The sequence below is a fragment of the Pseudoalteromonas sp. A3 genome (assembly GCF_025942345.1).
GTDB lineage: Bacteria > Pseudomonadota > Gammaproteobacteria > Enterobacterales > Alteromonadaceae > Pseudoalteromonas > Pseudoalteromonas atlantica.
This window is the reverse complement of the sequence record NZ_JAPCKL010000008.1, coordinates 28,921-51,034: the sequence shown is the minus strand read 5'-3', so window position 1 is coordinate 51,034 and position 22,114 is coordinate 28,921. Positions and strand designations below refer to the sequence as shown.

The 22,114-nt window shown below is 40.5% G+C and carries 24 protein-coding genes and 1 tRNA gene; 15 read left to right on the top strand and 10 right to left on the bottom strand.

The window, feature by feature from the left end; translation table 11 throughout:
• Positions 1-112 precede the first annotated feature (112 nt).
• From OIZ54_RS14250 to OIZ54_RS14240, 3 genes are all read right to left on the bottom strand, one after another.
• On the bottom strand, positions 113-478 hold the full coding sequence (locus OIZ54_RS14250; RefSeq protein WP_024031447.1) for a hypothetical protein: 366 nt from the start codon (positions 476-478) through the stop codon (positions 113-115).
• Between the two features lie 63 nt (positions 479-541).
• Positions 542-1,150: a paraquat-inducible protein A gene (locus tag OIZ54_RS14245; RefSeq protein WP_121638052.1), complete on the bottom strand. Its 609-nt coding sequence runs from the start codon at positions 1,148-1,150 to the stop codon at positions 542-544.
• 2 nt (positions 1,151-1,152) lie between these two features.
• Positions 1,153-2,418 (bottom strand): EAL and HDOD domain-containing protein, encoded by a 1,266-nt coding sequence (locus OIZ54_RS14240; RefSeq protein WP_264390649.1) that lies wholly within the window; start codon positions 2,416-2,418, stop codon positions 1,153-1,155.
• Positions 2,419-2,563: 145 nt separating this feature from the next.
• Between OIZ54_RS14240 and OIZ54_RS14235 the strand changes: the two genes are divergently transcribed.
• The 3 genes from OIZ54_RS14235 (at position 2,564) to OIZ54_RS14225 (ending at position 4,889) form a co-directional block, all read left to right on the top strand.
• Positions 2,564-3,322 (top strand): substrate-binding periplasmic protein, encoded by a 759-nt coding sequence (locus OIZ54_RS14235; RefSeq protein WP_264390648.1) that lies wholly within the window; start codon positions 2,564-2,566, stop codon positions 3,320-3,322.
• Positions 3,323-3,391: 69 nt separating this feature from the next.
• Entirely contained in the window at positions 3,392-3,958 is a 567-nt protein-coding gene (locus OIZ54_RS14230) for a PhnA domain-containing protein (protein ID WP_055252603.1), read from the top strand.
• Between the two features lie 115 nt (positions 3,959-4,073).
• Entirely contained in the window at positions 4,074-4,889 is an 816-nt protein-coding gene (locus OIZ54_RS14225; RefSeq protein WP_248530476.1) for an META domain-containing protein, read from the top strand.
• Between the two features lie 43 nt (positions 4,890-4,932).
• Here the strand turns inward: OIZ54_RS14225 and OIZ54_RS14220 are convergent, their stop codons facing one another.
• Positions 4,933-5,772 carry a 23S rRNA (adenine(2030)-N(6))-methyltransferase RlmJ gene (locus OIZ54_RS14220; protein WP_029772041.1) on the bottom strand — a complete coding sequence of 280 codons (840 nt, stop codon included), beginning with the start codon at positions 5,770-5,772 and terminating at the stop codon, positions 4,933-4,935.
• Between the two features lie 238 nt (positions 5,773-6,010).
• Here OIZ54_RS14220 and zapB point away from each other — a divergent pair, with 238 nt between their 5' ends.
• From zapB to OIZ54_RS14180, 8 genes are all read left to right on the top strand, one after another.
• Positions 6,011-6,241: a cell division protein ZapB gene (gene zapB, locus OIZ54_RS14215; protein ID WP_024031454.1), complete on the top strand. Its 231-nt coding sequence runs from the start codon at positions 6,011-6,013 to the stop codon at positions 6,239-6,241.
• Positions 6,241-6,543: a cell division protein ZapA gene (locus OIZ54_RS14210; protein ID WP_004587640.1), complete on the top strand. Its 303-nt coding sequence runs from the start codon at positions 6,241-6,243 to the stop codon at positions 6,541-6,543. Before zapB ends, OIZ54_RS14210 begins: the two co-directional genes overlap by 1 nt.
• Before the next feature lie 62 nt (positions 6,544-6,605).
• Complete coding sequence (locus OIZ54_RS14205; protein WP_264390647.1) at positions 6,606-7,628, top strand: MBL fold metallo-hydrolase; 1,023 nt, start codon at positions 6,606-6,608, stop codon at positions 7,626-7,628.
• Between the two features lie 36 nt (positions 7,629-7,664).
• Entirely contained in the window at positions 7,665-9,143 is a 1,479-nt protein-coding gene (locus OIZ54_RS14200; RefSeq protein ID WP_264390646.1) for a LysM peptidoglycan-binding domain-containing protein, read from the top strand.
• A 67-nt stretch (positions 9,144-9,210) separates the two neighbouring features.
• On the top strand, positions 9,211-9,699 hold the full coding sequence (locus OIZ54_RS14195; RefSeq protein ID WP_024031457.1) for an FKBP-type peptidyl-prolyl cis-trans isomerase: 489 nt from the start codon (positions 9,211-9,213) through the stop codon (positions 9,697-9,699).
• Positions 9,700-9,725: 26 nt separating this feature from the next.
• Complete coding sequence (locus tag OIZ54_RS14190) at positions 9,726-10,454, top strand: SDR family NAD(P)-dependent oxidoreductase (RefSeq protein WP_264390645.1); 729 nt, start codon at positions 9,726-9,728, stop codon at positions 10,452-10,454.
• A gap of 10 nt (positions 10,455-10,464) precedes the next feature.
• A complete protein-coding gene (locus tag OIZ54_RS14185; protein ID WP_264390644.1) occupies positions 10,465-11,307 on the top strand; it encodes an amidohydrolase family protein in 843 nt (280 codons plus the stop codon).
• Positions 11,308-11,353: 46 nt separating this feature from the next.
• Positions 11,354-11,725 (top strand): hypothetical protein, encoded by a 372-nt coding sequence (locus OIZ54_RS14180; protein ID WP_029772597.1) that lies wholly within the window; start codon positions 11,354-11,356, stop codon positions 11,723-11,725.
• A gap of 125 nt (positions 11,726-11,850) precedes the next feature.
• Here the strand turns inward: OIZ54_RS14180 and OIZ54_RS14175 are convergent, their stop codons facing one another.
• The 4 genes from OIZ54_RS14175 to OIZ54_RS14160 form a co-directional block, all read right to left on the bottom strand.
• On the bottom strand, positions 11,851-13,026 hold the full coding sequence (locus tag OIZ54_RS14175) for a mandelate racemase/muconate lactonizing enzyme family protein (RefSeq protein ID WP_054983246.1): 1,176 nt from the start codon (positions 13,024-13,026) through the stop codon (positions 11,851-11,853).
• A gap of 25 nt (positions 13,027-13,051) precedes the next feature.
• Positions 13,052-13,819, bottom strand: a complete 768-nt coding sequence (locus tag OIZ54_RS14170; protein WP_024031462.1) for a class II aldolase/adducin family protein — start codon at positions 13,817-13,819, stop codon at positions 13,052-13,054.
• A 166-nt stretch (positions 13,820-13,985) separates the two neighbouring features.
• Entirely contained in the window at positions 13,986-14,309 is a 324-nt protein-coding gene (locus tag OIZ54_RS14165) for a c-type cytochrome (protein ID WP_004587649.1), read from the bottom strand.
• A gap of 160 nt (positions 14,310-14,469) precedes the next feature.
• Entirely contained in the window at positions 14,470-15,009 is a 540-nt protein-coding gene (locus tag OIZ54_RS14160) for a DUF2058 domain-containing protein (protein ID WP_004587650.1), read from the bottom strand.
• Positions 15,010-15,208: 199 nt separating this feature from the next.
• On the opposite strand from OIZ54_RS14160, the gene OIZ54_RS14155 reads away from it, so the two are divergent.
• Positions 15,209-16,354 (top strand): MFS transporter, encoded by a 1,146-nt coding sequence (locus tag OIZ54_RS14155; RefSeq protein WP_264390643.1) that lies wholly within the window; start codon positions 15,209-15,211, stop codon positions 16,352-16,354.
• On the opposite strand, the gene OIZ54_RS14150 is transcribed toward OIZ54_RS14155, so the two are convergent.
• Together OIZ54_RS14150 and OIZ54_RS14145 are read right to left on the bottom strand one after the other, a co-directional pair.
• Positions 16,321-16,821: a prolyl-tRNA synthetase associated domain-containing protein gene (locus tag OIZ54_RS14150; protein ID WP_264390642.1), complete on the bottom strand. Its 501-nt coding sequence runs from the start codon at positions 16,819-16,821 to the stop codon at positions 16,321-16,323. The genes OIZ54_RS14155 and OIZ54_RS14150 overlap by 34 nt on opposite strands.
• A gap of 1 nt (position 16,822) precedes the next feature.
• Positions 16,823-17,224: a hypothetical protein gene (locus tag OIZ54_RS14145; RefSeq protein ID WP_024031465.1), complete on the bottom strand. Its 402-nt coding sequence runs from the start codon at positions 17,222-17,224 to the stop codon at positions 16,823-16,825.
• 164 nt (positions 17,225-17,388) lie between these two features.
• Between OIZ54_RS14145 and OIZ54_RS14140 the strand changes: the two genes are divergently transcribed.
• The 3 genes from OIZ54_RS14140 (at position 17,389) to OIZ54_RS14130 (ending at position 22,099) form a co-directional block, all read left to right on the top strand.
• Positions 17,389-17,464: transfer RNA gene (locus tag OIZ54_RS14140), tRNA-Ala, on the top strand.
• Between the two features lie 154 nt (positions 17,465-17,618).
• Entirely contained in the window at positions 17,619-18,881 is a 1,263-nt protein-coding gene (locus OIZ54_RS14135; RefSeq protein WP_264390641.1) for an ABC transporter substrate-binding protein, read from the top strand.
• Positions 18,881-22,099, top strand: a complete 3,219-nt coding sequence (locus OIZ54_RS14130; RefSeq protein WP_264390640.1) for an ATP-binding protein — start codon at positions 18,881-18,883, stop codon at positions 22,097-22,099. Before OIZ54_RS14135 ends, OIZ54_RS14130 begins: the two co-directional genes overlap by 1 nt.
• Positions 22,100-22,114: the final 15 nt, after the last annotated feature.

Below are 22,114 nucleotides of genomic sequence, written 5' to 3'. Positions count from 1 at the left end.
AATATCGGCATGTAGGTGTTCTACATGAGAGGTTTATAACGCTGTTAACGCTTTATTTGGCACGCTAAATGACTAAATAATCAAGTCGATTGGTATCACACCTATCCTGCGTTTAAGCAAACATAGGAGGGCGATATAAGGTATTACTAGGTGGGGAGGAAATACCGCTATTAAGCTGGGTAACTTTTTCACTCGATAACGAAAAAGCAGTAAATAAGGCCGGGGACGTTAAAATAGAGCTGCTTCCACAGCCATTTATTGGGCAATGACAATCATTTTGAACATCTGCTTCATCACTGCAGCAATCCATTTCCATCATACCTGTATGCAATTTACTCTCGCTCATTACATGTGTGGCATGCTTTGCTGATAGGCTCATGTGTGGCATTTCGCACTGCTGATTTACAGACGCAACGGCTTGCCCCACAAACGTGAGTAGCATCACAACAACGAGTAAATTTGAGTAAAAACGCTGCAAAACAAAACCTATTAAGTAAATTACCCAGTAATAATATTTGAGTTATTAAGCTAACTCAAATAATTAATTTTCTTTTTTAGGCGGTTTAATTAAGCTACTCGCTAAAATAGCAAAAATACAATAAGCACTAAAATACCAAAATCCCTCACCAAAAGTGCTATGCATAATTAGTAAATCGCTACTTTGCCCATGTGCATTGCCTGCCAAATAAGTCACTATTAACGCAATAACAAACACATCCACCATGCTCCACTTGCTCAGTGCGCAAATAACCACACCTAACTTATTTTTAAATCTGCTGGGCGACAAGCAGCAATACAGTAATTGCAGCAGTAATTTTAAGCTTGGGATCACAATAGAGAACAACCCAACTAACGCCGCTACAAATAAATTATTATTATTAGCTAGCTCGTTTACGGTTCCCCAAATACTTTGTGTTTTGCTATACGCGTTTATTTCACCCTCTAATTTATCAAGTCCTAACATGCTAGAGAACATCATTAACATACTACGGGTACGGCCATCGCCTTCCTCAGCCAGCATTTCTATGCCTGCTTTGGCGAGTTGCGATTTATCAATGTTCCCCTCAATCGATAATACAGGCTTGGTAACACCAGGAAATAACAGCCCTAATGCAACCACAATACTTAAAATAGATAACCAATTACGCATATTTATTCTGCAATAGCCTCAATAATTTCGTCACTATACAACAGTGCATCAAGAACATAATTAAAAATATGACCTATATGCAAATCACTGTTTATTGCCGGCATTAACACCGCTATTTTATCCATTTCATCTAGTTCAAACGCCCTAATAAGCGCAAGGCTTTGCCCTAAAATGCCCTCATTGTTTAATAATGCCTGGGCAATACTTTCATCTAGCGAAAACTCTTTAACAATTGCTTCAAGGTTTGCATCTAAAATTGCATCCATCACAGAAAACAACCCAACCAAGTAGCCCTGACCAACCAGTTCTGCGTGGTTTTGCCCTAGCAATAGCGCAATAAACTGCGCTCTGGTTAAGGCAAGTTTTGTGAGTTCTGAGGGCTTATCGGCGCCTAATTCGCTCAGCGCCAGCACCCGCACCAGTTGCCTTATGCTGTCCTCTCCTAAATACACAACCGCTTGCGAAATAGAGGTAATGGTTAATTTAGTACTGCCCGAGCGGGCGTTCGCTAATTTCAATACACGTGCTGTAATTGCCACATCTCTGGCTACTTGTTTTTGTATTTCATCAAAGCATAAAGATTCTTTTGCCGTAAAGCGCAGTAAATCAAACACAATCACCTTACCCGGCTCCACATCTTTGTAAGTGATCATCTCTGGGCGGGCAAAAAAATAACCCTGAAATAAATCGCAACCGGCTTGTTTTAACGAGTGAAATTGCGCATGAGTTTCTATACGCTCAACAATAATTTTTGCATGCGGATTAGCGCGTTTAATTTTTTTTATGCGCATATTGGTTTTAATTATTACATCGTCCATTTCAATTTTAATGTAATCTACATGCGCAAGTAATGGCGACCATTTATCGTCGCCATCGTAATCATCTAGGGCAAACTTGTATCCCTCTTGCTTGAGCGCTTTCACGCGCTGAGTTACCTCAGCTATTTTGTTCGTACGCTCAACAATTTCTAACACACAATTTTGTGGCACTAACAATTTAGGGAAATTTTCTAAAATAGTGGCTGAAGAAAGGTTAATAAACGCTAAATGATGCGCTGTAAGTTTGTCTGGCCCTAGCATCATCAGTGTATTAAAAAACAAACGGCTGGTTGCTTGCTCATCAGATGTTCCCACAGGAAATGCATTATGGGCTGAATCACGATAAAGCAGCTCATAAGCAAACACATTCTGCTGCGCATCAAAAATAGGTTGCCTTGCAACAAACTGTGTTATCTTTTGCCCGTTCTGTAGAATATTTGTGGGATTCACTTAATAAAAGCCTATCTAATTTGACGTTGTTTATTACAATTAGGTTATACACTGTAATTCAACTGCTATGAAGATTCTAGAATCATTGCAAGCGGAGTTAAATTACATAACGCTCAAGGTTAAAAGTTTAGCAAAGGTTACGTATTTGTTTTTTTTAAAGTTGTTTTTACCCTTATTTATTTTGCATCTTGCTACGTTTGCTCATGCCCAGCAAAACCAGCCAGAACTAAATTACAATGTCAGTGCGTCAGGTAGTCACTACCCTTTTTACACCAACAACCCAGAAAAACCCGGCATTTTGCCAGAAATAATCACCGCTTTAATGGCGCAAGCAAATATTACCGCCAATCACGTTGAGCTCCCCACTAAGCGAATTACCAAATACTTAGAAAACGGCATAATTGATTTTGATGTAATCACTCTGAAATGGTTAGCGCAAAGCGAGCGAGATAACCCTTACTATATTTTTTCAGAGCCGCTGATCCCCGCAACCGAAATGATTGTCGCACTGCCTGATAACGTCGCGCAGTATCAAACTAAGCAAAGTTTATACTCTAAAGAGGTTGGTACAGTACTTGGCTACTACTACCATGATGATGCAAAATTTAACCGCGTCGATTTTCCCTCTGAAAAAGAGCTAATGATTGCATTATCTAAAGCGCGTATTGACGTTGCTATTATGGGTATTCATACCGCAGCGTATTGGTCTAAACAATTAAATATTAATACTGAGTTTGGCGCCCAGCATTCGCATGGTTATTTAAGAGTGCGTTTACTTGCTAAGCACAAAGCGTTACTGCCTAAAATTAACCAAGCCCTTGCCCACTTACATAGCAGTGGTTACATAAAACGCATAGAAGATAAATACATTAACCCAATACCCGCACAAAATTTAAGGGATTAGTATCGCCGCCCACCTTTGCTAGGGTATAATACGGCCAAATGTAAACCTCTTCCTATATAAGAACGCCTTATGAGTATTGAAAAAGCCTTAATCGAGCGCAGTAATAACCAGTGTGAATTATGCAGCGCAACCGAACATTTATCTGTTTACGAAGTGCCTCCTGTTACCGAAACCCATTCAGACAAATGCATTTACACCTGCCAAACCTGTAAAGATCAAATAGAAAACAACAGCGAGCTTACCCCAACACATTGGCACTGTTTAAACGACAGCATGTGGAGCCAAACACCTGCCGTACAAGTAGTGGCTTACAGAATGCTAACGCGCTTAGCTGTTGATAATGGCTGGGCACAAGATGCGCTCGACATGATTTACCTAGAAGAAGACACCCTTACTTGGGCCAAAAAAGCCCTTGCTGAAGATGACGATATAAAACACGTAGACAGTAACGGCGTAGTGCTACAAGCTGGCGATACGGTTACTTTAATTAAAGACTTAGACGTTAAAGGTAGTAGCTTGACCGCCAAACGCGGCACAGCAGTACGCAATATAGGCTTAACAAATAACCCTGAACATATTGAAGGGCGAGTAGATGGCCAACGTATTGTTATTTTAACAAAGTTTGTAAAAAAATAGCGTTAAAGCATTATGTTAAGGCGCATTAGCGCCTTTTTGTGCCTAAAAAAATTAAGCCATGATTAAGCTCCTCCCCCCTACACTTACCAGCAATATAGGAATAAGGAGCGCAAGCATGGCAAAGCAGCAATTTAGGTTTCAAAAACGTACATTTACTGGCTTAGGTTTATTAGCCCTAAGTGCACTCACATTAGCGGGCTGTGAAAAACCAGCTAACGAATCACAATCCACAGTACAAGAAAAAAGCGTTATGGGTTTAACCACGCAAGTGAGCTATAAAGATCGCAGTATGCCACGCCCTGGCTCACAACTAATTGTAACGCTATCTGATGTGTCAAAAGCAGATGTAAAAGCCGAAATAATTACGCAACAAGTAATTGATATAAATAAAGCGCCGCCGTATACCGTGGAGCTAGCTTATGATGACAACAACATTGTTGATAAACACCGCTATAACCTCACCGCTAGAATCATTAATAAAGACAAGGTTCTTTATACCAGCACAATGCAGTACGACCCTTTTAAAAATGCAAACTCGGGGATTCTTCACGAAATTGAGCTTGAAAAAGTCGCCTCACCTAAAAACGATGTTACCCTTACAAATACATACTGGAAAGCCGTTACAATTAATGCGCAAACAGTCAGTGTAAGAACAAAAGAGCCATTTATACAATTTGATAAAGATAACCGCGTTAACGGCTTTTTAGGGTGTAATAATGTCAGTGGTAGCTATAGCACAGAGCAACATTCAATTTCGTTTAGCCAATTGGCAAGTACAAAAAAAATGTGCTCACAAAGCATGGAGCAAGAAGCGGCTATGTTAAATATGCTCAATAACACGCAAAAGTGGGCTATAGAAGGCGAGTCTTTAGAATTAAAAGATAGCAGTGGCAACACGCTTGCCACCTTTAATGCGGTTTATTTTAATTAAATAAAAGCCCAGCAGGGCTTTTACTTTACATAATGGCAGGCAGTTATTCGTCGACTAACTGCTCGCTTCTATAAAACCCGCTAGGCTCACTTAAAAGTTCAACTAACTCAGGTAATATGCTGTCCATAGTTTGTTTTAATTTCCACGGTGGGTTAATAACAATCATGCCTGATGCCGTCATACCGTGTACGTCAGTATCCGCTTGCGTGCCTAACTCAAATAATTGAATATTACGCATTCCCGACTCAATCAGCCCTTGCTCCATTGTATTGATTCGCTCTCTATCAACAACGGGATACCAAATCATATATGTGCCGGTAGCAAAGCGCTGGTGCGCCTTAACTAGTGTGCTTACTACAGTATCGTAATCGTCTTTTATTTCATAAGGTGGGTCAATAAGCACACATGCACGGCGCGAAGCTGGCGGAAGTAGCCCTATTAATCCGGCAAAACCGTTTTCGCCACGTACGCGAATAGAGCGCTTACCTTGCATGTTTTGCTCAAGTAACTGCAAATCGCGCGGGTGTAATTCAAAAAACCAGCCTTTGTCTTGACGACGTAAGTAATGCTCAGCAATTTTTGGCGAACCGGGGTAAAACGCCAGTTCATCCCCATCATTAAACGATTTAATTAATGCAATATAATCGTTTAGCGCCTCGTGCTCACTGCTATGCTGCCAAAGCTTAGCAATGCCCTCTTTGTATTCTTGTGTTTTTTGGGCATCAGATGAACTTAACTCAAAAAAACCCGCACCAGAGTGGGTATCAATATAATCGAGGGGTTTATCTTTAATGGTTTGATATTGAAGTACCTGTGCAAGTACTAAATGTTTAAGCACATCGGCAGGGTTACCTGCATGAAAAGAGTGTCTGTAACTAAGCATTGTTAATTTTCGCTATACGCAATTTAATATCGGCAGTGAACCATAAGCTCTGTATTTTGGCAACCTATACACCGCTTTGCGAGCAGTTAAGTGAACCATTTATGAACAAAAAAGCCGCCACCCTGAATTATCACTTAATAAACAATAAAATTGTGCTAAAACCACCGTAAATGCTGGCAAAACAACACACTTTGCTTTACATTTGCATGACATTAATTACAGTTATATGAGCGCCTTTATGAACAACACAACTCTTCAACAACTCGAACAACTGATTGACTCGCTTATCGAGCGCAACAACCAATTACAAACAGATGTTGCTAGCTTAAAAGAGCAAAACGCAAAACTAAGTGACGAAAACGAAATTTTACAACTAGAAGCCCTTGAAAACGAAGAAAAGCAAAAAGATGCCAGCTCTACGTTAACAGGCTTACTTGATAAACTACAAAGCGCACAACAGGCAAGCTAATGTCTGAGCTGCAAAACCAGCGGGTCACAGTTGAGTTGCTAGGTAAAGAGCAGCAGTTTGCATGCCCGGTTGGGCAAGAAGATGCATTAATAGCAGCAGCACAAAATTTAAATGACTTGGTTGAGCAAACAAAGCAACGCTCATCAGTTCGTAACGAACAACAGGCGATACTTTTAGCAGCACTTACACTTAGCCATGAGTTGCTAGAAGCTAAAACGCATGCCAGTGTAGAGCAACAGCAGCAAGATCAACTCATTGATAAACTCAGCCAATGCTTGGCGAGTGACCCAATAAAAAAATAAAAAGCGCCCCGTGCGCTTTTTGTTTATTATGAGGGTAAATAAATGCTGCGCAGAGACACACAATGACATTAAAACCCCTTTTAGTAACTGTAATCCCCGCCCTTTTTATTACCCTTAGCCTATTTTCTCACTCTAGTAAGGCAGCGGTTACTTGGCAGCAAATAAACGAAAATGTACAATTTTTAAAACAACAAGATAAGCTACGTTTTTACGATTCCAACCAAGTGCTCATAGAGGGCGAGCAATGCGCACTAATGGTAGATGCAAGCGGAAACTTTGCAGCCGTTGAAGCACTAGCAAAACAGTTAAAAAAACACCTTAAAACACCGCTCTGTTATTTAGTTGCAACACACTTTCATGACGACCATTTACTCGGCATGGCCGTATTACAAAACGCCTTCCCAAAAGCGCAGCTAATAGTGCATAAACAGGTAGCCGATAATTTTGCCACATACCAACAGGCTTACGATGATAAGTTAGCAGGCTATGAAAAAAGTATAGAGCTGAGCTATCAGCGCTTAGCCACATTGCCCGAGCAACAGCAAACACAGTGGCGCGAAAAGCTCTCTTTAGCTAAACAACGTTTTTTACGTTGGAAAAACTATCACTTACAATCACCTAGCACCGTAATCGGTAAACAACAAAGTATTGATTTAGGTAACTTTTCGGTACAAATAACACCCGAAAAAGCCCACACAAACGGCGATTTAACACTTAGCACCAATAATGGCACGCTGCTAATAGGCGGCGATATTGTTGACTGGCTACCCTACCCAGGCCACGGCCAGTTACAAAATTGGCGAGCCTTGCTCAAACGCTATATTAATCAGCCTAATTTGCGTACAATACTTCCCGGCCACGGCGGGGCGCTTGAAAAAGCGCAACTTAAGCAGCCTTTATTGTTTTTAACAAATTTAATAACCCATGTGAAAAACAATAAAAAACAAACGCTTGAGCAACTTACTGAGAGTTTCCCCGCGAATGTTTTAGCACCATATAAACAAGAAGCGTTAAATACAAAGTCGAGCCAGTTATTTTTACAGGCTGGGCTTAAGCGCGCCCAGTTAATTGAGCACGCGCAGTAGTGTTATAAAATAAAGGATTGTAGATAAGAGATGAAGATGCGTGGATTGCTTGTAAGTTGTGTAATTATTTTTTTGTACGGCTGTAACAGCACACAAACACAACCCGAAACAGACGCACCACAAATTTTTACTCACTTTGAGCCAAGCTACGAAAATCAAATAGAGCTTGAGCCTGTACAGCCAAAACAATTACAACAAGCCAATACTGCGCCGCCGGTAAAGGCAAAAAAAACAATTGTAAAAAAGCGCCCCGCCAAAGCTAAAAACCTATGGGTGCATATTGCCAACAACCTACATTTTACGGTGTATCAAAATCGCGCCTTAAAAAAGCGTATTAACTGGTATTTAAAACAACCTAACTATTTACCCACGGTAAATAAACGCGCCGCGCCTTATTTGTATCATATCGTAAAAAAAATTGAGCAAAAGCGCCTGCCTATGGAGCTGGCTTTACTGCCCTTTGTAGAAAGTGATTTTAGACCCACCATTGCCTCATCGCAGCAAGCAGTAGGTGTTTGGCAGTTAGTGGCCGCCACAGCGCATCATTTTGGCATTAAATCCGATCAGTGGTATGACGGCCGACAAGATGTACTTGCCTCCACCGATGCCGCACTTGAATACCTCAGCTATTTACACAAACGCTTTGATGGCGACTGGCTACACGCCCTAGCGGCTTATAATAGTGGTGAGGGGCGTGTTAAACGAGCCATTGAGCGAAATAAAAAACGCGGTAAAAGTACCGATTACTTTTCTCTAAAGCTGCCAAAAGAAACGGCCGACTACGTACCTAAACTGTTAGCGCTAAGCTACTTAGTTAAACACCCGCAAAAAGGCTTTAAGCGCCCTAAACTGGCTAATAAACCAATAACAACGCAAATGAATGTTGGCCAACAGTTTGATTTTTCGGTCATCGCTAAGCTCTCTGGGGTTGGATCAAAACAGTTGCACGCGCTTAACCAAGGCTATTTAAAAAATCAAAGCTCACCGAATGGTCCCCACTCATTGCTTTTACCTATCGGCCAAGAGGCACTGTTAAAAAGTCAGTTTTTTAAGTCTAATTTTGCAGGCGAATACATCGTTAAAAAAAATGATACGCTATACAGCATTGCAAGGCGCTTCAGCATGTCGGTAAGCGCGTTAAAGCAGCTCAATGGCAAACAAAATAATATGATAGGCATAGGTGAAAAACTGCTGGTTGGACAGCCTAAAACGCTCCCAAAATCGCTCACTATAGATTATCAAATTAGTCCTTATTTAGAGCCACAAGAAGTCGTGATCCCCACCATTGAAATAGACTATGAAGTAAAACAAGGCGATAGCTTGTGGAGCATTAGTCAGCTTTACGAAGTGCCACACAGTGATTTAGCTAAATGGAACAACTTAAGTGCCTCAAGCATTTTAAAGCCTGGCACGCAATTAACGCTATTTATTCCCCAGGCAGAAAAACCCAAACAGCCGCAACAAAAACAAGATTTACTGCAAGATCTACAAAAATCACTTATTCAACCACGCTGAGTTTATAAAGCTCGGTATTTCGCGTAAAATCGGCTTTTAACTTAGTCAAAAACTTAAAGAGACAAGCATGCAAATTAGCAAAAATTCAGCAGTTGAATTTCATTACACATTAAGCGAAGCGGGCGAGCAACTAGAAAGCAGTGTAAACCACGCGCCTCTTAGCTATATTCATGGCAGCGAAGGCATGCTTCCTGGCTTAGAAAAAGCCCTTGAAGGCAAAGCCGCAGGCGATAAGTTTAGCGTAACACTTGAGCCAAGCGAGTCATACGGTGAGCGCGTTGACGATTTAATTCAGCGTATTCCGCTTAAGCACCTACAAGGTGACGTAAAGGTGTGGAAACCAGGTATGACTGCGATGGTGCACTCAAACCAAGGCCAACACCAGGTAACATTAGTTAAAGTAGGCCGCTTTAATGCAGATTGTGATTTAAACCACCCGTTTGCAGGCAAAACGCTAACGTTTGATTTAGAAGTGGTATCGGTTCGTGAAGCAACCAGTGAAGAGATTTCGCATGGCCATGTTCACGCTGAAGGCGGCTGTGGTCACTCTCACTAATCACACACCTTAAATTAGGAGCAAGTATGTCTAAGGTTGCTATTGTTACAGGCGGTACAAAAGGCATTGGATTAGCGGTTGTAAAACGCTTTATTGAAAATGGCTACACGGTGCACAATCTGGATATTGAGTACAGCGAGCTCGGGGTTTTTCACCAATGCGATGTGAGTAATGTTAGTGCTGTAAAAGCCTGTATTACGGCCATTTGTAAACAAAGCCCACGCATAGATGTACTTGTTTCTAACGCAGGTAAACACCTCAGTGCTAGTATTGAAGATACCGATGAGCACACTTTCGATGCGTTATTTGCATTGAACGTTAAAGGGGCTTATGCGGCTGTACAAAGTGTACTACCCAGCATGAAAGCGCAAAACAATGGCGCTATTATTTTAATAGCCTCAGATCAGGCAATAATTGGTAAACCTAACTCGTTTGCCTACAACCTGACAAAACATGCTCTTGCTTCTATGGCAAAAACCACAGCGCTTGATTACGCCCAATTTAATATTCGCGCGAATGCGGTATGCCCAGGGACAATAGAAACCCCTCTATTTCATAATGCGATAGATGCTTATTGTAAAAAAAGTGGGACTAACAAGGCCGATATAGTGGCAGAAGAGGCAAGCCTTCAACCGCTAAACCGCTTAGGACAAGCTGATGAAGTTGCCGCGTTAGTTAGCTTTTTAGCAAGTGATGATGCAAGCTTTATAACCGGTAGCCTACAAAATATTGATGGCGGCTATACCACACAATGAGCACATGCCGATGAGCCTGAAAATTATTGACCCCCACGTGCATTTTTTTAACCTTGCCGAGGGGCAATATACTTGGCTGCAAGGCGAAAACCCACCAGCATGGCCAAATTTAGAGTTAATAAAACAACCTATTAGTGAAAAAAAGCTACTAGAGAGCAGTGACTTTACCCTCGCCGGCATAGTACATATAGAGGCAGGTTTTGATAACAACGCCCCCATTAACGAACTTAATTGGCTAACGGCGCATTTAAAAAAGCTTCCCTTTAAAGCCATTAGTTACGCCCAGTTAGATTGCGCACCTGTGCAATTTGCAAAAGCAATAAACGCCCTTGCCCACCCCCATGTAATAGGCATACGGGATATCACCGAAGGCGCAGGTGCACAGCGATTACTAAACCCAGAGTGCTTTAGTAATTTGCAAACCCTTTGCCAGCAAGGGCTGCATTATGAAGCCCAGTTTGAGCTTGAAAATACCGCAATAGCTGCTCAGCTTGCTCGTTACGCTAAGGCGCTGCCTCAGCTAAAAATAATAATAAACCATGGCGGCCTACCTAATAATATTGATAACTGGCAGCAAAGCATTCGCATGCTAAGTGCGCACAATAATATAGCGATTAAGTTTTCGGGTTTTGAGCTTTTAGCGTTGAATTTACAACAGCAACAAGATTGTTTTGAAACTATGTTCTCGTACTTTGGCGAGCAGCGCATTATGTTTGCGAGTAACTTTCCGGTTTGCCAAATTAACGCAAGCTATAATGATGTTTGGCATAGCCATCAAGCTTTGTGTAAAACAAATAAAATATGGCACAACCTTAGCTACGCAAATGCTAAGCATTTTTATAACATGCCCTAGTTAAGCTATATTAAATTTAACCACTTACGTAAATGCGGCAATGACTATGACATTACACTCGCAATTATCAGCCCTTGGCATCTTAACTATTTTAAGTGGTTGCGCATCTAACACGCAGCCTACTCCTAAGCTGCATCATGCCTTACTTACCGAGCCAAATAGCCAAGCGGTAGAGCGTGTTATAGAGCGCTTAATGCATATTAAAAACGTAACGCTTGCTGACGATATCTTTATTCACACCAGTACCTTTACTCTTAAAAACACAAACCGTAGCGATATAACAGCCAATCAACAGCTTAACTTTCCCGATCAATTTGAGTTAATGATAAACAATAATCGCTGCTATATACGCCACCTTGATAGTAAAGCCACCGCTGAGATAAAAGGCGTTACGTGTACAATTAATCTTGCCAATTAAACCCACTAACTATTCAAATGGTATTGCTCATAGGTATTAGAGAAACACAGCTATAAAAAAGCCGGTAAGTGAGCTATCACTTACCGGCTTTTACTTTAAACAATAGTATTTAAATAACGCTTAAATTATTTAATTTCTACACGCTGCGAGCGCATAACAATCTCATCATTTAATTCAATGCCTAAGCCTGGCTCTTCTGATACTTCAAAAAAGCCATTTTTTGGTTGTGGATCTTGTAAGCACAGCTCTCGGTTCCACTTTTTAATGGCATATGTATGATGCTCATGAATCAAAAAGTTAGGAATAGCGGTTTCTAAATGAAGCGATGCAGCTGTAGCAACAGGCCCGCCACATACATGCGCCTGAATACGCACATCAAAAATATCGGCGTAGTCACATACTTTTTTAGTTTCAGTAAAGCCACCACATAAACCGATATCGGGTTGAAGTACATCAATGCTTTGATCTTCTAAATAAGGGCGCACACCCCAGCGGTTGTATAAACGCTCACCGCCTGCAATCGGCACTGCCACTTTATCTGCTACTTTTGCATGTAAAGAATGGTTTAAGTAGTTAACTGGCTCCTCGTAGTACATGCAATCAAACTCTTCGGCTATTTCACCAATTTGTATTGCAGAGGTCGCGCCAGGTAAGCTGTGGCACTCAAAAATAATATCCACTTCATCACCAACTGCTTCACGTATAGCTTGCATACGAGCACGGTATAGCTTCATTTCGGCGCGAGAAATTATTTTAGTACGGTCGTAATACGTATTGCCGTCTTTATCGTATTGGATAGGGTCAACTTTTACTGCATCATAACCTTCGCCAATCGCTTTTAACGCCGCTTCTGCGTATTCTTGCGGTTGTACTAACGCTTTAAATTCGCTGTCCCAATCAAACTGTAACTGCGATGCATAAGTACGCAGCTTATCGTTTACTTTACCGCCTAGTAATTGGTATACCGGTAAACCAAGTGCTTTACCTTTTATATCCCAAAGTGCTGTATCTATGGCGCTCATTGCTGCATAAACAACAGGGCCGCCACCTAAACCCCAAAAGCTTTCGCGTAACATACGCGACCATAACTTTTCGGTTTGAAACGGGTCGTGCCCAATTAAAAAAGCATCAGCCATTTCTTTTATCATTGCTGCTGCTGCGCTGTGGCCTAAATCGTAAGCTAAACCAGCTTCACCTACACCACTAATACCTTCATCGGTATGAATACGTACAAAAACCGGCGTCCAGGCTGGACGCTCTGGGCAATGAATATCAAATACTTCTACGCGATTTACTTTCATTAAAATTCCTTATTAGCCACGCAGGCTATTGTGCAAAACTGGGATCAAGTCGGTACGCTTTTCGTAACATGGCAGGCCACGCTAATTGCCCACCTGTGCTGCCGCTATGTACCACATTAGCTTGATTATAAATATTGTCGATAATTGGCTGCGGCACCGGAATAACCTCTTGTGAGCTGGCTTGTAATGCAAGCTGTATTTCGCAGGCACGTTGCAAGTCATAAAAGCGCATAAAGGCATCGCCTACGGTTGGGCCTACGGTTAAACCACCATGATTTACCAATAGCATATGATTGGTATTGCCTAAATCATCTTGTAATACTTTGCGCTCGTCATCATTTACAGCCAGCCCCTCATAGCCATGGTACGACAGCGAAGGAAGCGAAAACATAGAGTATTGACTTAGTGGCAATAGGCCATTTTTTTGTGTAGCAACGGCAATGGTTTCTTTAGTATGTAAGTGAATAACACAATGAGCATCTTCACGCACTTCGTGAATTGCGCTATGGATAGTAAAACCTGCTGGGTTAATGCTAAAGGGGGTGTCGTCAATAATATTGCCGTGCAAATCAACCTTTACTAGGTTTGATGCAGTTACTTCGTCAAACGTTAAGCCAAACGCATTTACAAGGTAGTGATCGGTGCCAGGTAAACGTGCCGATAAATGCGTGTATATTAAATCCCCCCAACGAAAATGCTCTACTAATCGGTAGCAAGCTGCTAAATCTACGCGCAATTGCCACTCTTGCTCCGACACTTTATTTTTTAAATCTAGTTGGGGTAAATCAATCATAATCAGCCTTTTAAAATACGTACAACAACTCAAGTACGAATAGATGTTTAGAAGTCTAAAGCAGTATTAATTTTATAGCAAACACAAACAAAACAGCCACACAATTGTGTGGCTGTTTACGCTGCGCTTTAATTTAAAACGATAATACGTTTTTAAACGCGGTGCTTTATTTTACCTTTGAAAGGTAGTCAGCAATTGCTTCAAACTCTTCGTCCGTTACCGTTGCAACCATTGCTTTCATTGCGGCAGTCATACCATTGCTACGCGCGCCCGATTTAATATCTTTCATTTGGGCCACTAAATAGTCTTTGTTTTGACCATTAATTTTAGGGTATGCGCCCATAATAGGTGCTTTACCTTCTGCACCGTGACATGTTTGACACATTTTTTGGGTGTAAAGGGCTTCGCCATCAGCAGCGGCGGCGTTAAACGAAAAACTTGCGGCTAAACTAATACCCGCGCCTACTATTAGTGCTTTCATCTTGCTCATTATATTCACTCTTCTTTTTGACGGTTAGAAAATAGTCTATTGATTGTAGTAAACAATCTAGTAAAAAGCATACGTATCAATTTACGTTAGGCGATCAAACAAACATGACTACGTTTTCAGCCATTGTTGTTAACTTTAGCAAACAATACTGAACAGACACTTACCATACTAAATCATCTGGTACTTCAAAGTCTGCATATGGGTCGTCTTCATCTTTTGGTTTGTTTTCAGGTTCAACATGAAAAACAATGTACTTTTCATCAACTTCTGCGACTTTACGCGCCGGCTCATCATCGAGTACGTAAAACTGCCCTTCCAGTACACAAATAGCTAAACGACCACCCGATAACGCTTTTTGGGTTTTCTCGTTTACGTCTATCCCTTTTACTTTGTTATCGTAAGTAAAATTAAAGGTACGCTCACCGCGGATAGAGTCTTGGTTATGGTGCTCAAGTATTTGCTTAACACGAGCAACTTGCTCACGTTGCTTAAGCTCTTCTTGGCGCGACTGGTTAAGTTCTTCAGCCTTTTTTTGCTGCTCTAATTTAGTTTGCTGTATGTGCTTTTGCAGATCGCTTGGGTTACTGGTAGCCCCTTTTTTTTGCTTTTTTTGTTGCTTACGTTTTTCTGACTTAGCAACTTTAGCTTTGTGCGATGTTGTTAACCCTGCTTGCAGCAATTGGTCTTGTAATGAACCCATGGCTTTGTTCCACTAAAAACTTATATTAGGTTTATTTTAATCACCAACGAGTACAAATAACAGTGCTATTAGCATTAATCTAGCAAAGGGCTGAATATACACTTTGATTTAGCGCAATTGTTAATGATTTAACCTATGAAATATAAGCCATTTTTCATATACTTTGGCTAACTTATCAGCTTATGTTTTAAGCCCTACAATGCGTTTTGCTCATTTACTTATTTGCTCGGTGTTTATATTTTTTGTGCTGTACGCACCTCAGCCTTTATTGAGCTTATTTGCTAGCGAATTTAACGTTCCCCCTGCGCTTGCCGGCAGCTTAATGAGCGTAACCATGCTGCCTCTAGCAATTGCACCTTTGGTTTATGGGCTATTTTTAGCCAAGCAAAACCCGCTTATTATTTTACGTATTGCTATGCTTATTTTAGGAGTGAGCTGCATACTGTTTACAGTAGCGCCAAGTTTTGAGCTATTACTTTTGGTGCGTTTTATACAAGGCTTAACCTTACCTGCCGCGCTTACCGCGATGACGAGCTTTATTGGTATACGTTACAGCGCAGATGCCTTACAAAAAAATATGACCTTATACATAGGCAGTACCATAGCTGGCGGCTACTTTGGCCGAGTATTAGCCGCTTTATTTAGTGATGTATGGCATTGGCAAAGTTTTTATTATGTTATTTCGATTGTGCTTATTGGCCTGGCTATAAGTATAAAGCCCACGGGCTTTGTGGTATCTAATCAGTCAGCACTTACGCCGTTAACGTATATTAAGCAGCTAAAAGATGCGGCAGTACTAAAATTGTATGGCGCCGTTTTTTGTATGTTTTTTTGCTTTGCAGCCTTATTAAATTACCTACCGTTTATTTTGCAAAACACCTTTTTAATTACAAACACACGCGATATTGGCTTAGTGTACAGCGGCTACTTAATCGGTGCTTTAGCTTCTATTGCAACACCTTGGCTTGCTAAAAAAGTGCCTTCAACTTGGCATTTACTTGCTGCGGTTTATATCGTGTATAACTTAAGCCTTGTATTACTTATAAGCCAGCAACTGAGTGTATTTTTAATCGCGTTTACGTTATTTTGTGCTGCTATGTTTGTTATACACTCAAGCGCTGCTCCACTTGTTAACAAGATTAGCAAAGCGCCTGCAAGTGTAACGAATGGCGGGTATGTATCGTTTTATTATAGTGGTGGGGCACTGGGCTCGTTATTGCCAGGTATTGTTTATCAACACTCAGGGCAAACTGCATTTATGCTTTGCTTACTGAGTGTGTGTTTTATTGGTTTAGTATTAGTCACTTTAGGCTATCGAGAAGGTAAAAACATTACCCGAGGGTGATGCCCTGTATGCTCAAAAAAGGTATTTAAATCATTTTTTGTAAGCAGCCAAGTTTGGGTGTTTTCAAACGGGTGACAATGAAACAGCTCGTTAAACCAAATATCTTGATCAAGCCACAAAGTAACATTGCTTTGTTTATCGTTTGCTAAAGCAAGCATAGACACACACCCGGGCGCCACTTTTAAATAACGTGCTAACCGCTCGCTAGAGGCAAACCCCAACCGAGAAAGTCCCTGTTGCTTAGATAGGGTTTTTAAATCGAGCTGTTTGTCGTGTGCGGTAATTACTAAAAAGTGTTTTTTGCCCTCGTTATCACGCAAAAACAAGTTTTTAAGTCGCGTACCTGGGCGCTCCACCATAAATGCATCAGCATCTAAACTGGTATGTAACGCAGGGTGTTCTATTACATCGTAATTTATACCTAATTGCGCTAACAACTGCGCAAGCTTTACTTTATCGGCCAACATACTACAAACAACGCCCTCTTAGCTGCACACTTAAGTCACGCCATAGTACTTGTGTAATTTCGTGTTTATTTTCACAATAGTTATTTTCACTGAGGGTTTCGTTTAAAAACCTGACGGCTTCATCCTCAAGCTTAAGTTTTAACACACTAGAGTCTTCGAAGTGTTCTTGTTCTATGTAACGTTTTACATCAGAGCGGCTCGGTCTTTTTTCGCCTCGCCCGCCGTTATTTAAGTTTATGTTACTGCGATGCTCAGCCTTTACCGATACAACATAAGCAAATATTTTGTTACCTTGCTCATCCACGTTCTCATAAAACTGCTTGTTATTTATTTCATAAGGAGGCGCTTCATTACTTGCACACCCTGCAAGTAGCAAAGCAAGTATACAGATACTTTTTTTCATTGTTTTTGTCGTTTCGCGAGGTATTTTTCTCGAGTCTATCAAAAATAAACGATAACAGTTAAATATTGCTAAAAAATACTTGACCAAATTTATAAAAATATTTAAAGTTCACCCCGCTTGGAACTCAGCAGCCAAGTAATTACAACTATGTAATTTAGGAATGTGGGGCTATAGCTCAGCTGGGAGAGCGCCTGCCTTGCACGCAGGAGGTCAGCAGTTCGATCCTGCTTAGCTCCACCACTTTCCTACTCTTCTATTACTTCCTATTTTTCATCGTCTTATTATTCTTTTATCTTCTACACAATAACTTTTATATTTGCCCATTCCTTGTTTGTTTAGTCTTTGTTGGCTATAAATTATCTCATCTGTAGCAATCATACTTTTGGCTTAAACAATGGATACCCCTAAACGCACCACGTTAAAAAAGCTCGCTGTCATCGGTTTAACCGCGGGTGTAGTTACTCATGTACCATATGTGTTTGCCCGAAAAAAAGTAACCCTAAGAGTCTTAGGAACACATGTAACGCTACAAGAAGCCATTCGTAAACAAGCAATGCTTGATTTAGGCATAAATATAGAATTTTCCCCTGCAGGTAGTGCTGCCGTATTACAAAAAGCCTCTATGGACCCTGGCTCATTTGATTTATATGAGCAATGGTCAAACAGTATAAATGTGCTTTGGCGGGCGGGGTCTATTCAGCCCATAGAAAAAAAACGGCTAACCTACTTTAATGAAATAAATTCTCTTACCAAAACAGGGAAACTCACTCCCGATGCAAAATTAGGTGCAGGCGACGCCCCTTATAAATTACTCAACGTACAAGAGGACGGCACACTAAGCGCAAACGAAAGCGATTACATTAGCTTTTTACCTTATGTACATAATGTTGACTCTTTTGGCTATAACACCGCCAAAATAAAACCTGGTATTGCCTACGAAACTGAAAGCTGGGGCTGGTTACTTGATGATGCCCACCGAGGTAAAGTAGGTATTGTAAATGCACCCACAATTGGCTTATTTGACCTTGCCTTGGCAGCACAAAGCAAAGGGTTAATAACATTTAAAGATATTGGTGCGATTACTCGCTCCGAGCTTGACCGTTTATTTAGTATTTTAATTGACTATAAACGCCAAGGGCATTTTGCAGGTTATTGGAACTCGGTGCCAGAGTCTGTTGAATTTATGAAAAGCCAACGCGTGCACATAGAAAGTATGTTTTCCCCCGCTGTGTCCGCGCTCAATAGTCAAAATGTTAACGTGCGATTTGCCGCTCCAAAAGAGGGCTACCGTGGCTGGCATGGGGTAATGTGCTTATCGTCACAGGTTAATAATAACCAAAAAGATGCCGCATACGATTACATGAACTGGTGGCTTTCGGGGTGGGCCGGCGCATTTATTGCTCGCCAAGGGTATTACATTAGTAATCCACAGCGCTCAAAAGCAATGCTTTCACCAAGTGAATGGAATTACTGGTACTTAGGCAAGCCCACTACGGTTGACTTACTAAACACCCAAAAACAAGTCGCAGTAAAAGCCGGCGAGCAGCGAAATGGTGGTAGCTATTTAAAACGCTTAAGCAATGTAGCTGTTTGGAATAGCGTTATGCCGACTTACGATTACAGCTTGCAAAAATGGTATGAGTTAATAAGCAGATAATGATAACCCGTTCAATAAAATCAAAAATAATAATTGCCCTATGCGTATTAATTACTTTATTAATTTTGCAAAGTTACCTATTCAATTATTCGCAAAAATCACTTTTTGAGCTGCAAAATGCGCAGCACAAAGCTTTATTACAAAGCGAGTCTGTTACCCGTTTAGAAAACGATGTGATTTCTTTACAAAGCCAAGCCATTGCTTATCTAGATCATGCTAATAGCAATACCATTGAAAAGTTTAATATGCACTTAAATGCTGCAAAAAGGGATTTAGATACGCTGAGTACACATTTAAATGAGTATGATGAAAACTATCAAAACAATATAAAGCGCCTTAACGAGTACTTAAATAATTATCAAGATACATTCAATCGCGTAGTCGTTAACAGAACCAAACGAGAGCAGCTGTACATTACACAGTTCAAACACCCTATTGAAGCGCTAAAAGCACAACTTAATGAGCTTAAAAAAAACACGCTAACCAGCAAGCAAAATAAAATAGTGAATACCCTTTTAACTATTAGCAATATAGAACAAGCAACAACCAATTATTTACACAAGCCAAATTATGATGAGGCACAAAATGTGCAAGATAACCTAGCACACTTAAATACCCTACTGGCGAGTATTGAAACCGCTAATGTTAACCTACTTAATAATACTGACGAGCTTGAGCAAGCGTATAGCCAATTAGTTATTTTAACCCGTAGCTATACGTTTTCGATAAATGTAGTTTTAACAGGAATAGAAAACGAGCTGCTTTACCTAGCCGAAAAAATTAGGGATGTAGAGAAGCAAAAGCTCACCCATACCGAGCAGCAGCTAAGAGACCACGTATTAAAAAGTACCGAAATGGCCAACCTTTTTGCCGCGCTGATCACTGTTATCATAATAGTAATTACCTTTTTTATATTTAACTCTGTCATTAAGCCCATTGCGAAATTAACTAAGCTGTTAAATGATATGAGCAATGAAAAGCAAGTAACACTAAATAGTGATGAGCATCATCAAAATGAAATTAACTCGGTTATTACCGCGGCTAATGCGCTGTATTTAAAAAACAAACAAACAAAAGAGCTACTAGCAGAAACCCAAGCGCTTAATTCTAAAATGGAATTAATGAATAAAGAGCTTACAGTTGCCATCACCCAAGCAAAAAATGCCAACCAAGCGAAAGGTGACTTTGTAGCTAATATGAGCCATGAGCTTCGCACTCCAATGAACGGTATTTTAGGCATGCTGCAGCTATTACAAAGCAGCGCTCTTCCAGCAAAACAAAAACACTATGCAGATAAAGCGTTTTCTAGTGCTCAAAACTTACTGCAAATACTTAATAACGTACTCGACTTTTCAAAGCTTGAGTCTGACAAAGTAAAGCTTGAATCAATCCCATTTACTTTGCATACCGTTGTTTCTAATGTAAAAAATTTATTTTCGGTAAATGCGAAACAAAAAGGGTTGCGCCTTAATTTTGTATTGCATGTTGATGCAGGGCTTGAGCTGATGGGCGATCCACTGCACTTGAGTCAAATTATTAATAACTGTGTAGGTAATGCCATTAAATTTACAGAGCGCGGTGAAGTAACTGTAACAATTGAGGCCACAACACAAGATGAGCAGCAAATACAGTTACGCTTTGGTATTAAAGACACTGGCATAGGCATGACGCCTGAGCAAACCGCCTCAATTTTTGACTCGTTCTACCAAGGCGATTCCAGTACAACACGTAAATATGGCGGCACCGGATTAGGTTTAACTATTTGTAAGCAACTAACCAAGTTACTAGGCGGCGAAATACAAGTACGCAGCACACCCCACGTCGGGAGTGAGTTTTATTTTACACTACCGTTTAAAATGACGAGCAAAGAAGCGCTTAAAAAGCATGCCTTACTAATTAGTCCCGATACTGAGCAAATAAAATCACTCACTAAGTTATTAAGTAGCGCTGATATTACTGCAGAAATTACCCAAGAGCCGTTGCGTGCAATTGCAAAAATGTCTCAACCGAGTAACCCTTTTAATATTGTGATCATGACGTTGTCACACAAAGAACTAAAAGATAACTTTATTTTGCAGCAACTGTACTTACAAAAACAAAAAAATAAACACAAACTGCTGCTTATTTTACTCATTAACGATCAAGAGCACCCGCAGGCAGTCCCCGATAGCGATCATATTGATATTATAACAATAGGTAATACTCACACTGATTCTCAGTTAATGCGTTTATTATTACCCGACTCAACACAGCTTAAAGAAGGAGAGTCTTACCCACAGTTTACCGGTTACACTGCACTGACAGTAGATGATAACCCTGTAAACCAAGAGATTCTTGAAGCACTATTAACCAAAATGAATATGACTGTTATCTCTGCAAGTAATGGCGAGGAAGCACTCATTAAAGTAGAAGAAAACGCAATTGATATTATTTTTATGGATATTCAAATGCCAGTGATGGATGGCCTAGAAGCGACGCGTATACTGCGTCAAAGGGGATATACAACGCCTATTGTTGCTGTAACTGCAGCTGTATTTTCTAATGATAAGAAAGCCGCCATTCGAGCAGGCATGGATGACTATTTAGTCAAGCCGTTATTATTTGGTCTGCTTTGTGACAGCATAGAAAAGCATCTAACAAAAACCCATACTTTAAGTACATTAAACCTCGATGTAGCACGGGCTAATCTTGAAGATAATGACGAACTCATTAATTCAATTTTCACTAAGTTTAATACCGATTACAGCCACTTTATGGAGGTAGCTGTAAAGCACTTGAAAAATAATGAGCATAAAACATTAGCTAGAGCGATGCATAACTTAAAAGGCTTAGCCGGCACCTTAGGGTTAGAGCTACTAGAGCAAAGCGTTAAAAAAGCAGAGTTAGAACTGAGCAGTAACGCATGCACCGATCTTAGTGTTTTTAATGAACAATTGACCTTAGCACTTTATGCAGTCAGACAGCTACTGGTAACAAACTCCTATAATCATCAGCCAGAAGCTATAAGCTCTGGACAAAATCCAGATACATTAATTGATGAAATTTATTCTTTAGCGTTATCTGCCCGCCCTATTCCTAGTAAATTAATTAGAGAAATTGCGCTTCAAAAATTCGAACATTCCCATCCATTGTTCAAGCTAAAAGAGGCAATAGATAATTTTAACTACGCTTTAGTGATTAAACTTATTGATAAATACAGAAATAACTATAAAAACTAGACAATTATGGCAACT

Bases quoted from the DNA above. Each gene is read 5' to 3' on its own strand.
- OIZ54_RS14210 (WP_004587640.1), top strand. From the start codon at position 6,241: ATGTCTGAGCTGCAAAACCAGCGGGTCACAGTTGAGTTGCTAGGTAAA.
- OIZ54_RS14170 (WP_024031462.1), bottom strand. From the start codon at position 13,819: ATGATTGATTTACCCCAACTAGATTTAAAAAATAAAGTGTCGGAGCAA.
- OIZ54_RS14205 (WP_264390647.1), top strand. From the start codon at position 6,606: ATGACATTAAAACCCCTTTTAGTAACTGTAATCCCCGCCCTTTTTATT.
- OIZ54_RS14180 (WP_029772597.1), top strand. From the start codon at position 11,354: ATGACATTACACTCGCAATTATCAGCCCTTGGCATCTTAACTATTTTA.
- OIZ54_RS14155 (WP_264390643.1), top strand. From the start codon at position 15,209: ATGCGTTTTGCTCATTTACTTATTTGCTCGGTGTTTATATTTTTTGTG.
- OIZ54_RS14135 (WP_264390641.1), top strand. From the start codon at position 17,619: ATGGATACCCCTAAACGCACCACGTTAAAAAAGCTCGCTGTCATCGGT.
- OIZ54_RS14175 (WP_054983246.1), bottom strand. From the start codon at position 13,026: ATGAAAGTAAATCGCGTAGAAGTATTTGATATTCATTGCCCAGAGCGT.
- OIZ54_RS14200 (WP_264390646.1), top strand. From the start codon at position 7,665: ATGCGTGGATTGCTTGTAAGTTGTGTAATTATTTTTTTGTACGGCTGT.
- OIZ54_RS14130 (WP_264390640.1), top strand. From the start codon at position 18,881: ATGATAACCCGTTCAATAAAATCAAAAATAATAATTGCCCTATGCGTA.
- zapB (WP_024031454.1), top strand. From the start codon at position 6,011: ATGAACAACACAACTCTTCAACAACTCGAACAACTGATTGACTCGCTT.
- OIZ54_RS14220 (WP_029772041.1), bottom strand. From the start codon at position 5,772: ATGCTTAGTTACAGACACTCTTTTCATGCAGGTAACCCTGCCGATGTG.
- OIZ54_RS14145 (WP_024031465.1), bottom strand. From the start codon at position 17,224: ATGAAAAAAAGTATCTGTATACTTGCTTTGCTACTTGCAGGGTGTGCA.
- OIZ54_RS14245 (WP_121638052.1), bottom strand. From the start codon at position 1,150: ATGCGTAATTGGTTATCTATTTTAAGTATTGTGGTTGCATTAGGGCTG.
- OIZ54_RS14195 (WP_024031457.1), top strand. From the start codon at position 9,211: ATGCAAATTAGCAAAAATTCAGCAGTTGAATTTCATTACACATTAAGC.
- OIZ54_RS14160 (WP_004587650.1), bottom strand. From the start codon at position 15,009: ATGGGTTCATTACAAGACCAATTGCTGCAAGCAGGGTTAACAACATCG.
- OIZ54_RS14225 (WP_248530476.1), top strand. From the start codon at position 4,074: ATGGCAAAGCAGCAATTTAGGTTTCAAAAACGTACATTTACTGGCTTA.
- OIZ54_RS14230 (WP_055252603.1), top strand. From the start codon at position 3,392: ATGAGTATTGAAAAAGCCTTAATCGAGCGCAGTAATAACCAGTGTGAA.
- OIZ54_RS14185 (WP_264390644.1), top strand. From the start codon at position 10,465: ATGAGCCTGAAAATTATTGACCCCCACGTGCATTTTTTTAACCTTGCC.
- OIZ54_RS14165 (WP_004587649.1), bottom strand. From the start codon at position 14,309: ATGAGCAAGATGAAAGCACTAATAGTAGGCGCGGGTATTAGTTTAGCC.
- OIZ54_RS14150 (WP_264390642.1), bottom strand. From the start codon at position 16,821: ATGTTGGCCGATAAAGTAAAGCTTGCGCAGTTGTTAGCGCAATTAGGT.
- OIZ54_RS14190 (WP_264390645.1), top strand. From the start codon at position 9,726: ATGTCTAAGGTTGCTATTGTTACAGGCGGTACAAAAGGCATTGGATTA.